The organism is Flavobacterium aquidurense (assembly GCF_002217195.1).
Classification (GTDB): domain Bacteria; phylum Bacteroidota; class Bacteroidia; order Flavobacteriales; family Flavobacteriaceae; genus Flavobacterium; species Flavobacterium frigidimaris.
In genome coordinates, this window is record NZ_MUGR01000009.1 from 111,804 (window position 1) to 124,206 (window position 12,403).

Sequence of the window (12,403 nt, forward strand, 5' to 3'; positions counted from 1 at the left end):
AAGTGCAAAGCCGGGTTTGTAGATTAATCACGGGGGTTTGTCGATAAAAGTAGTTTTCGGGATTTTTTCAGCACAGTTTTGCACTGTAATTAATTTAAAAACCATGAAAAAAATCAGCCTTTTATTACTTGTACTTTTATATCAGACTTACTCTTTTGGTCAACAATACGAACTGAGAGGAAAAGTTACCAATCAAAACAAACAGACTCTCGAATTTGTAATCAGCAGTTTACTCGGCAATCAGAAAAAATTAATTGCACAGACTTCAACCGATAGTTTAGGTACTTTTTCTATAAAAGCCGAAAAAGGAAATTATCGTTTGATATTGGAACAATTTGGCACAGAATATCTCAACAAGGAAATTACAATAAATCAAAACATCGATCTGGGAACCATTGAAATTAAGGAATCGGTACAACTTGATGGTGTAACGTTAAAATCCAGAAAAAAACTAGTTGAACAAAAAGTGGACCGACTAGTTTTTAATGTAGAAAATTCGGTGACTGCTACTGGCGGAACAGCTTTAGATGCCTTAAAAGCGACTCCAACGGTAAGGGTTCAAAATGAAGTTATTTCGATTGTGGGCAAGGGAGAGATTCTGGTTATGATCGATGACCGTTTGCAAAGAATGCCTCAAGAGGATTTGGCAGCATTTCTTAAATCGATTCCTTCAGATAATATCAAAAGCATCGAAGTAATTACAACACCTCCGGCCAAATATGATGCAGAGGGCAACAGCGGACTTATTAATATTAAATTAAAAACTGCAAAAGCAAATTCCTGGAATGCCAATATTGGAACTTCATACACACAAAAAACATACGCAGGCGGAAACATCAATGGATTATTTACTTATAATCGCGATAATCTTTCTGTAGAGAGTTCTATAAGCAAAGGAAAACAGACCTATCTAACGAGTTCTGAAAGCAATATTTTTTATAAAGATGAAACCTGGAAACAAGATGTAAAAAACAAATCGAATGCCGATGTATTGAGTGTGGGTTTGGGTGTTGATTATAAATTAACGAATAAATGGAGTGCCGGAATTAAATATCTGGGAAGTTTTACAGACAAAACTGCATCAAATAATCCGTTTACGACCCGATATAATAATGATAACGCAATGGCTGATTCTTATATCGCGTCAAATGTTACGGCTGATAATAATCCGAAAATGAACGCCGTTAATCTTCATAATTCTTTTGTATTAGACACTTTAGGCAAAAATATTTCGGTCGATATGGATTACTTTGACTATAACAAAAATGATTATCGTTTCTTTTCAGGAAATGAATTCGACAGCAATAAAAATAGTATTATTAACAGTTTCTTTTCTGCAACAAATTCTAATCGTAATAAAATCAAAAATTATTCGGCCAATATTGATATTTCCCTTCCATATGACTGGGCCAACATCACTTTTGGAGCAAAAGCTTTTCATAATAATACTGACAATAATCTGGTTGTTTATGATAACGAAACAGGAATTCCGGTTTTCAATACCAATCAGTCGAATGTTTTTAATTATAAAGAATACAATCAGGCGTTGTATTTCTCCGGAAGTAAAAAAATAAATACGAAATGGGAAACACAGATTGGTTTACGAATCGAAGCTACACAAACTAAAGGTTACTCTGAAAATCTGAATCAGACTAATAAAAATAATTACATGAAGTTATTTCCAACAGCTTATGTTACTTATACTGCAAATGAAAACAATTCTCTTTCACTAAACTACAGCCGAAGAATACGCCGACCTGATTTTGACTATCTGAATCCTTTTGTAATTAAAACCAGTCCTTATTATTACTCTGAAGGAAATCCATATTTGAAACCTTCCCTGATTGATAATTTTGAATTTTCGTTTATCCGAAACCAAAAATGGGTAAACTCTGTTTATTTTTCTCAGGTTTCAGATTTCGGACAGGAATTATCGATCATCGATCCCAATACAAACATTACCAGAAACACACCTTTAAACTATGCGAATACCTATCAAATTGGACTTTCGACTTCTTACAATTTCAATAAGTGGTCGTGGTGGAACAGCTTTACCGGATTTAACCTTAACTACCAAAACGTAAAATCAAAAACAGATTTCATCGCGTCTATTGATGGGTATAATGGATATATTTACAGCAATAATGATTTTACAATTAATAATTCGAAAACATTATTTATTGGACTGAATTATGGTTTACAGCTTCCCGGGCGCTATCAAATTTTTAATATTTCTACTTTGAATATTTTAGATATCTCAGTAAAACTATTGACTGTGAACAAAAACCTGTCTATTACAATTCTTGGAGAAGATTTATTAAACGCACAAAAACCACTCATTGACTATACTTCTAACGGAATTAAAACTAATGTAAAAAGTTATAATGATACCAGAGGTTTCAGAATTTCATTGAGTTATAAATTTGGCAATCAAAATATGAAATCTAAAGAAAGAAACTTTGGGAATGACGATGAGAGAAATAGATTAAACTAAAGTAATCAAAATAAGGTCGCAAAGTTATTAGTGCAAACACCAGGCTTTGCGACTCTTTTTTTTGGATTAATTATTCTATCATTTCTAAATTAACGCCTAATTTTCCTGAAATTTAACCAGTACAATATTGGGTTTTGGTGCAGGTTTCATACCCGTTCCCATATAAAAACTGGTATGCGGAGGCTGATTATAGCCTACATTTTGCCAGGCAACACTCAGCCTGTATTGTGGATCGTGCATGAGTGTATATTGTCTTATTTCGGTTGGAATTGTGGTCGAGTAAATTCGTAATTCACTATTATCTTCAGATCTTAAAATTAATTCTTCGCGCCAGTCGCCCAGAATATCTGCAGAAAGTGCCGGCGTCGATTTTGTACCATTGTTTGCCACGGCTCCGGTTGCAGTAAACAATCTTCCCACATTGTATTTATCGATATAATTAGAGTTCAGCAATTCTCTGGAGGAATCTTCATCCCAATAAATTAAGAAATTAGTTGAAGTGGGAGCCTTTCCAATTTCGTTGCCTTTCATATCGTGCAAATGGGGAGATCCTGACCACCAGCATTGTGCTCCTTTTCGGGTTGGATCGATATTATCTGCAACTCCTCGCCCAACATCTTCGTTTATAGAACCTGTAAATAAAACTTTACCGTCAGCTGCTGAAAACAAGGTTACTCCCGGACCTGTTGTTCCGTTTTCTATTTCGTGAATTCCAAAAACTTCTAAACCCGGAACATCAAGATCAAGATCAGAAACATGCAAAGCATCTCCGTGTCTAAATCCTGTGGTATATAATCCTTTTCCGTCATGATCCACACACATCGATCCGTAGATAATTTCATCTTTTCCGTCGTTATCCACATCAGCAACCGTAAGTCCGTGATTACCCATTCCCGAGTATGGATTATCGGCATCTTTACTATCAAAAACCCATCTCGAAGTGAGTTTACCATTTCTAAAATCCCAGGCCGCTAAAACTGTTCTTCCGTAATAACCTCGGCACATGACAACGCTCGGATGAATACCATCCAGATACGCAATACAGGCTGTAAAACGATCAATCCTGTTTCCTTTAGTATCATTTCCGCCGCTGCCGCCATGTCCGCCCCAACCGGCAAGATCGCCACGTTCCGCAATATAATCGGTAGTCGTAATTAGTTTTCCTGTTCTTCCGTCAAAAACAGATAGATATTCAGGCCCTTTCAGAATTTTACCAAAAACCGGAGAATTCGGGTCGCGTTCTACCCAGTCTTTTGAGGGATCTCCAACCACATTATTCTGACTGTCTGTTGTGCCATCGGCCGTTTTACAAACAAATTCCGAAATTCCGTCTCCGTCTAAATCATAGACCATAAACTGTGTATAATGTGCTCCTTCTCGAATGTTTTTTCCCAGATTGATCTGCCATAAAAATTTACCATCTAAGGTATACGCCTGAAATATGGGTGGATCACTAATTCCGGTATGCGAATTATCATGCGCCTTTCCTGTCATGTGCACGATCAGATCGTATCTTCCGTCTCCGTCTAAATCACCTACAGAAAGATCATTTGGGATATATCCATCAATGGGTTTTAACTTAATCGCTAAATAATCTTTATCGGGACTTTGGGCAGGAATTGTAAAGCTGCCTTTTATTTCCGTTTCTTTTCCTTTCAGAACCGGTTTTACAAACCACGTATTTTCTTCTTTACTATTGGCTTTGGTGTCTACAAAATTAGTAGCGCCCAAAATAGGCTTGTCATTCAGTTTAACGGCTTTTTTATTGCCGCTTTTTCGATATAAATTAAAACCCAGATCATCAGGATCCGTTCCTAAAACCCTCCATCCTACAAAAAACTGACCTTTGTCTTTTACAGCAATTACACCACGGTCTAAATTTTCCATTTGCCTTTGAGCGAAGGAAAGAACAGTGGACAAAAGAAATAATAGTAAAATTTTATTCTTCATAATTCGTATGGTTTATCGTTATTTATTGTCCACGGATGACGCGGGTTTGAACTGATTTTTTTAATCACGCAAAGTCGCGAAGCTTTTATTTTTATATCGATTTGTCAATTCTAGAAAAAAAATTATACAAGAAATTATCTATAGGATGTTGCCAATCTTTGTCGAGTTACGAGTGTGATTTCTCGTTCCTCGAAATAACAAACCAGAACTTAGCAACTCAGTACTGAAGCTTCTGGATAGCAACTTAGTAACTCTAAAAAAATCAAAACATCTTTTTAAATCCTTCGCTTTGTACTTTCCAGGTTCCGTCTTTCGGGAAACCAGGATTTTGTTCTGTGCTTCCATCCCAACCGGCACACATCATCGCAACGGCAGTTAACAATCCTCCATTTCCAGGAAGATAAAGTGTTAGTCTTTCTGCCTGATAATTGTGTCCGTTTTTTAAGTAGGTATTCGTTGTTACATTCATAAATAAAGCATCAACAGCTTTTTCTGGCATTTGTAAACGTGCTGCCGACATTGCCGTCATCGGGAAATCCCATCCCCAGGTTTTATCCCAGGACCACGTTTTCCAAACCAGATCAAAAGTATTTTTCATGATTTTTTTATCTAAAAGTGATGTTTCCGGAAGCATACCAAAAGTTCCTAATACCGATGGGTGATCTGTTTTGAATTCCGGATTGGTATAGGAGTCTTTTGCACTTTCTGTAGCCAGATATACCTGATCTAAAATTGGTAATGGGGATAATTTTGATAAGACTGCTTCCCATTTTTCTGGTACTTTCTGGTTTAATTTTTTCTTCCAGTTGATTGCAGTTTTCAAAGCCCAGTTCCAATACGCCAATTCATAGGTTGGATTGAAAGTTTCCATTGCTTTAAAACGTTCCTGAGCCGGAATAACGCCCGGTCCTAAAACATAACGATCTGTTTTACTGTCGTAATTGGCAAAAGAAGCCATAAAATCAGCTGTTGCGAAAACACGTTCGCTGTATAAATTTAAAGTTGCTGTAGTGGGTTTGGCACGATAAATCAGTTCAGCATATGTAATAAAATGAGGCTGCTGCCAAATCAAAAATGACCCCACGGAAGAGGGACTTTCGTTCCCGTCTGCATCAACCATTTTTTGCCATCTTGCTCCTTCAAAACCTTGCCTTTTTGCTATGTTCTTTGCTTTATCAAAAACCTTTTGATACCAGGGAAGACTTTTTTCTAATAATTCAGGTCGGTTCCAAAGTGCAAAATGAACGCCATGCCACCAATGCATTTCCAAATGCGGCTTTCCGTACCAGCTATTATAGGTTAAACCCGTTTCCTGAGGCGGCACTTTTCCGGTACATTGCACCTTGGTAAGATACTGGGACAGGATTACTCTTCGCTCCAGCTCTTTTGCCCTGGGATCTGTACTTCCTGCAAAATCTACTGCGGCACCACTTTTCCAGAATTGCTCCCAACCTTTTATACTACTATTTTGAATATCTGTAAAAGAAGAATTAGGTATTTTTTTATCTGCTAAACCAAAAAGACAGCTTAATTCTAACGTATTGGTATTAGATGCTTCAACTACAAAATAATGGTCAGAAGTCTTTTTTATCTGCGCATTTCCTTTCCAGCTTAAATTGACATTGTAGGAGATACTGTCCATTACATGTGTTACAATCGCTTCTGTTTTTGATTTTTCAATCAATATACTTTTATAATCCTGTTTCCCTTCCCATTTAGTCCCCATATCCGCCCAATCTCCTGTTGGAAACGGAATTCTCAAACTGATTTTTAAACGTTTTTGTGTTAATAAATCTGATTTGACTTTTACTCCAATCGCATCTTTTTGCTGATGCGAAACAGTTAAAACCGTTACAGGCATTCCCTCTACTTCAAAATAACTTTCGATTTCTCCTGTCCAAAGATTTAACTTTTGAGCAATAGCTTTGATGTCTTCAGGTTTTGCAATACTTCCGTCTTTTTTGGTAATTTCAAAACCTAGATTCCCCAATTGCAATAAATGCGGATTCTGACGAAACCAGTTTACTGCTTCTACTCTTCGCTTTGGCTCTTTGATCTGAACGGTATATGAAATATCTCTCCCATACTGTTTGTAATCTCTTAGCGTTTCTGAGAATTTATAATTATTGGTATTCTTATAGCTGTCCCAGCCCCATTCTGACTGGGTTCCTAACGGAATTCCGTTTTCATATTTTTTAGGAAAAGTCTGCAATCCCGTGGCATCAACAGTAAAGGCAAAAGCACCGTTTCCCACAGTCAGCGAAGTCAAAGTATCGATAGCTGTTATTTGAACATTATGTCTTGTTACTAATGCTTTTCTGTCTATTTTCTGTTGGGCAAAAATGGATATTGAAAACAGAAAAGCGATAATTAATTGATATTTTTTCATTTGGTTAAATTTATAGTTTCAGGTTTCAGGTTTCAGGTTTCAGGTTTCAGGTTTCAGGTTAGCTTTGTCAAAGTTTAAAACTTTGAAAAAGCTTGGCATTTCACATTCTCTAATTGACTCATTATCTAATTAAAGTCAAACTCATCAAACCAATCACCACATCATTGGCAATAGTTCTTAAAGTCATGTTTTTTAATGTTTTATTTTTATCTAATGGTAAATCTAAAATCGTTCCTGCACCGCCATCAACTCCATAACTAGTGAATCCTTTTATGCTTTTGAAAGCCGCAAAATCTCTTGAAATTTCTCCTGTTTTAAAATAAATTCTCGGCGGTTTTGGGGCATCGGTTGTAAAGGCTAAACCATCAATAAAATAATCCTGCTCGATGGGCCACCAGTTTTCTGGATTTCTCAGGGATAAAGTTTCGGATGTTCCATCGGTATAATGCACGATAATTTCTCCGTTTACAATTCGGCTTTGCATTGGATTTGTTGTTCCTGCGAGCATGAAATACGCATGTGACGCTTTTCCGTTTAGCGGAATATTGATATTTTCCGGAAAATTATCCCACATCGATGTGAAAATAATATTGTTTAGTTTTTCATCAGAAGGCGTTTGAAACGGAACTCCGTTTGGCGTTGTAATCTGCCCATTGCCTTTTGCTTTTTCGCGTAATCCTTTATCGTCTATTTTTACGGAAATATTGGGATAACACCAATTGCCAATTCCTTGTTTCGGAAGCTGTAATGTTACTGTTTGCGGTCTTGGTGACAAATATTCATAATTGAAGATATCAACCACTTTCGCATTAAAAAATGACGTAAGCGGGATTGTTTCTATTCGTTTTGACTTGTCTATCTGAGCATCCCAGTTTGTTACTGTTTCGTTAGATTGAGTCTCTGACTTTACATTTACATGAATGGGTTTCCACCAGGATAATTCCCCTTGTTTCAATTCTACAAAAAAGAGTTTATTGCCCGCCAAATTCACTTTTGCCTTGAGCGAATACTCTGTTTTTGAAATTTCACTTAAAACGGATTGCGGATCATAAACTGAAATTATTTTAGCTTTAGACGTTTTCAAATTAAGCATTTCGTTTAATGCATAAATTTCTTTCGTTTTAACTTCTTCCAAAGACGCTCCTTTTGATTTTATTGTAATGTCATAAATAGCATTATATGGAACTTCGATACTTATTTTTGGATTTCCGATGCTCTCTGGAACTACTTTCCACGAAACTGATTTTCCATTCACAGTAATATTTTCTATAGCCTCCAGTTCAGTTTTAAGAACCAGCTTTAAACTCATTTGAGCCGAAAACTTATTTTTGATACTGTATTTCTCTTCTTTACTATCTCTTGTAAAATCGATTGAAACATCTGGAATTTCCAGAGAAGCCTGATTCCATTTTTCGGGAAAACCGGGCTGAATGGTCAAAACTCCGGCCAACGCATCGGGCTGAATTCCAAAAAGTCCTTCCACCAAAGTTCTTGAAGCCATACCAATTGGGTCTGCAAAATCCCGATACAATTCGCCACGCATGGCATCCTGATAAAGCAATTGTTCAAATCCCCCGGGAGAAGCACCTAAATACATACTTTCTACCAAAGCACTTTCCCACATTTTAAAAGCTTTTTCTGATTGTCCGCCTTGCCAGAAAGCCAGTGATGTATGCAATTGTTCTGCTAAAGCCACATTATTTGTCGACCATGTATAAGGCTGCCAGTTGGTGGTACTAATTACATAAAGGTCTTTTTTGTCTAATCCTTCGGCAGAAATTGGTATATGCGGAATCTCATTATTGACATACTCTAACATTTGATAACTCTCAAATGGATTTGATAATTCTGAATCTATCGTGTGATAAATGCTCCAGATTCCGGGCGAATCATGTAATAATCTGTTTCCTAAAGCATCTTTAAATTCGGCAAAAATCCCCTTATTGGCGATCCAAAGCTGGCTGTTTGTGGCTTTTAGAATTTTATCTGCTTCTTTGGTAAATGGATTTTCTTCCTCCTGTATTTTCTTTGCAATCTGAGCTACGGTTTTATTCGCATAATAATTATAAGCCGAAGAATGAATGACTCCGCCTCCGCTGTATTGCAAAGCATCACTTGCCCAAATCGACGCGTATGCATCATATAATCCATCACCATCAGGATCGAAATTTCTTTTTTCCCAGTTTAGATGCCGCTGTATTGTTGGCCACATTTCTTTTATGAAAGAAGTATCTCCCGTCCATTTAAAATGTCTGAGCATTTGATCTATAAAAACCAAATTCATATCATAATGGTGGGCTACATTATTTTTATTCGGGCTTCTGCTGATGTAGCCGCTGCTGAACATAGACGTTCCTAATTCTTCTTTCTGACGTGCTAAATTTCTTTCTTCATCCAATACAATCGGACCACTTTCAGGACTTGTAACCTGCGAATTGCTGTAACTGGTAAAATGTGTTTTTGCCCGATCATGCCAGCCTAAAGGATCAGCAGTATAAGCACCGCGCCAGGCATTTAAATACATTCTCCAGGCAATAGCACCATGAAGATAAGCAGGACTTTCCCAAATTCCGTCTGCTGCGATTGCAAGTGCAGATCCTAAAGTATTGATATAAGGATCCGGTGTCGACACCTTGACTCTGCCAGCCAAAAGCTGCGTTTGCTGAATTGATTTTGTATAAAGTTGAGCTATACTTTTTTGAGTGTAATTTGTTTTAGGATCTTCAGTAAGAAACAACCAATAATCTCCTTTTTCAGCAATAGATTTTATTTTTCCGGTAATAAGAGTCAATGTTTCCGCAGTCGAATCAAAAAGTGCTAATGGGGTATTTTGCATCTTCGCATTGGCTAAATGTGTAAGTGATTCGGGGAAGAAACCCGTAACAGCCTTATTATTTCCGGTTTTCTGTTTGTTACTTTCAGAACCATATTCCAATAAAAATGAATGCTTTTTTATGCTGTACTTATTATTGATACAATAGTCGGGCTGCAAATAAAAAACTGATTCCGGATCAGCACCGATATCTCCGTCGCGACTGAATTTTTTACCCGTTGCGCCTCCAAAAGCCCATATAACATTAGTGTCTTTGGGAGTATTTTTGCCGTATACTTTTACAATAAAACCTTCACTTTCTTTTAATGCCACCACATTTACAAACAACTTTCCGTTTCCTAAAATTGGATCTTCGATTGTATACTGCATAGTTCCTAAAATGTAACGCGTATCAATTTTAGCGGCTTCAGTTATCCATTTACTTTCTTTTCCATTTTGTAAACCCAGCTTAAAATTGCCTCCCATTCCCGGCATATACATGGCAAATTCAGGCAGATCTCCAGTCTCAACCCTAAATCCTGTATTGGAACCATACAAGGCACGATTGAATTTTCGGGTTCCATTTTTCAGAACAAAACTATTTCCTTCAGGCGCGTAATGTATCTTACGCGACGCTTTATTTTCCTGTCCAAACGATACCGCTGAACATAAAAAAAATAAGCCGATCAAAGTTTGAATAGAGTACTTTTTAATTTTCATAAAGCTGTAAAAATGAATTATTCCTAAATTCGAATAAGAGAATTATTTTGGTCTAATTTTATTAATTCCCTAATGCAGATGCAATTTCTTTGTTTTTTAGTGGTATAGTATCCTGTACCTACCTGATTTCTACAATATAATAATTTTCAATATTTCAATATTTTAACATCATAGTACAGGATACTATATAAAAATAGAACTCCTAGTTTTGAAATAACATCAAATTAACTATGATGCTAAAAACAGAATCGTAATACATGCACTTGTAGATTTTGTGATTTCAGGTTTCAGGTTTTTCGTTGAGAGCGGCTTCGACTTCACTCAGCCTGACATCAAGTTCTTATTATATCCGGTATCATACTGAGCGTCCCGAAGCTTCTTGAGAAAGCTGGTTTACTTTTAAAATAAAATATCATATTGCATGAAATCAATTAAAATAATTTCAATCCTTATATTAAGTATTCTCTTTTTTAACTTCACATTAAAACAAGACAACAAGCCCACTGTTTTTATGGTGGGTGATTCGACTGTGAAAAATGGCAAAGGCGACGGTTCAGGTGGACTTTGGGACTGGGGAGATTATATTGGACAGTTTCTGGATACTACCAAAGTTACAATTGAAAATCATGCTTTAGGAGGTACAAGCAGTCGTACTTTTCAGGATAAAGGATTATGGAATGCCGTTTTAAATAAACTTAAAAAAGGTGATTATGTTCTGATTCAATTTGGGCATAATGACGATGGTCCTTTAAATGATAGTCTTCGAGCGCGCGGAACAATTAAAGGCATTGGAGGCGAATCTCAGGAAATTGACAATATCATGACCAAGAAACATGAAACGGTTCACAGTTACGGCTGGTATATTCAGAAAGTTGTTCGCGAAGCAAAATTAAAAGGAGCTATTCCGATTGTTTGTTCTCCAATTCCCAGAAACGACTGGAAGGAAGGCAAAGTACCTCGCAATAACAAATCATACGGATTATGGGCCAAACAGATTGCTGAGAAAGAGAAAGTAACATTTATCGACTTGAATGATCAAATGGCCATTGAAATGGAAAAGTTGGGCGAAAATAAAGTCACCGGAACTTACTTTTATAAAAAAGACCATACCCATACATCAGCAAAAGGGGCCGTACTTTCAGCTTCGATAATTATCAATCAATTACAAAAGAGTACAAACTCTTTAAAAAATTACATTCTAAAAGACCCCAAAATCACACTTCCTGAGAAGAAAAAAGTGTATTTAATTGGGGACTCTACTATGGCCAATAACAATGATTTGAATGCTGTGGGCTGGGGAGTTTCTTTTCCTGCTTATTGTGATACTACAAGAATCGAAGTTATTAATAAAGCCAGAGGCGGCCGAAGCACCAGAACTTTTGATCATGAGGGGCTTTGGAATGAAGTTAAAAATCAATTGCAGCCCGGAAATTATATACTGATTCAGTTTGGACATAATGATGCCGGTGCGATTGATAAAGAAAAATTCAGGGGTTCATTAAAAGGAACGGGGGACGAAACTCAGGAAGTAGTTCTTGCTGATGGCTCAAAAGAAATGGTACATACTTTTGGCTGGTATATGACAAAATTCATTCGCGAGGCAAAGCAAAAAGGCGCTATCCCGATTGTTTTGAGTCAGACACCACGAAACGAATGGCCAAATAATAAAGTAGAACGCAGAGAGGATACTTACACAAAATGGTCAAAAGAAGTAGCTGAGAAAGAAAATGTGTTTTATACTGACCTAAATGAAATTGTTGCGCTTAAATATGAAGCTTTAGGAAAAGAGAAAGTAAATGTTTTTTTTCCGAAAGATCACACTCATACCAACTTAGAAGGCGCAGTCCTGAATGCATTAACTGTTGCTCAGAGCATTAAAAAACTAAAAGAATGCGGACTTAAAGATTATATTGAATTGCCAAAGTAATACTAATTAGAAAGCTTTGTGAATTTAAATCAGGATCTATCTTTTTCAGGATAAGACAACAAAACAAAAAACCTCGTTTAAAATTAATTAAACGAGGTTTTATTTTGAATA

At 36.6% G+C, this 12,403-nt stretch carries 5 protein-coding genes; 2 read left to right on the forward strand and 3 right to left on the reverse strand.

Features of this window, described 5'->3' with window-relative positions; genetic code table 11:
• Window positions 1-103 precede the first annotated feature (103 nt).
• Window positions 104-2,494, forward strand: a complete 2,391-nt coding sequence (locus B0A67_RS05895) for an outer membrane beta-barrel family protein (RefSeq protein ID WP_072962211.1) — start codon at window positions 104-106, stop codon at window positions 2,492-2,494.
• 96 nt (window positions 2,495-2,590) lie between these two features.
• Here the strand turns inward: B0A67_RS05895 and B0A67_RS05900 are convergent, their stop codons facing one another.
• From B0A67_RS05900 to B0A67_RS05910, 3 genes are all read right to left on the reverse strand, one after another.
• Window positions 2,591-4,381: a rhamnogalacturonan lyase gene (locus B0A67_RS05900; protein ID WP_455423285.1), complete on the reverse strand. Its 1,791-nt coding sequence runs from the start codon at window positions 4,379-4,381 to the stop codon at window positions 2,591-2,593.
• A 325-nt stretch (window positions 4,382-4,706) separates the two neighbouring features.
• Window positions 4,707-6,833: a hypothetical protein gene (locus tag B0A67_RS05905; RefSeq protein WP_072962216.1), complete on the reverse strand. Its 2,127-nt coding sequence runs from the start codon at window positions 6,831-6,833 to the stop codon at window positions 4,707-4,709.
• Between the two features lie 121 nt (window positions 6,834-6,954).
• Window positions 6,955-10,365 (reverse strand): DUF4450 domain-containing protein, encoded by a 3,411-nt coding sequence (locus B0A67_RS05910; protein WP_072962220.1) that lies wholly within the window; start codon window positions 10,363-10,365, stop codon window positions 6,955-6,957.
• A gap of 421 nt (window positions 10,366-10,786) precedes the next feature.
• Between B0A67_RS05910 and B0A67_RS05915 the strand changes: the two genes are divergently transcribed.
• Entirely contained in the window at window positions 10,787-12,292 is a 1,506-nt protein-coding gene (locus B0A67_RS05915; RefSeq protein ID WP_072962223.1) for a rhamnogalacturonan acetylesterase, read from the forward strand.
• Window positions 12,293-12,403 lie beyond the last annotated feature (111 nt).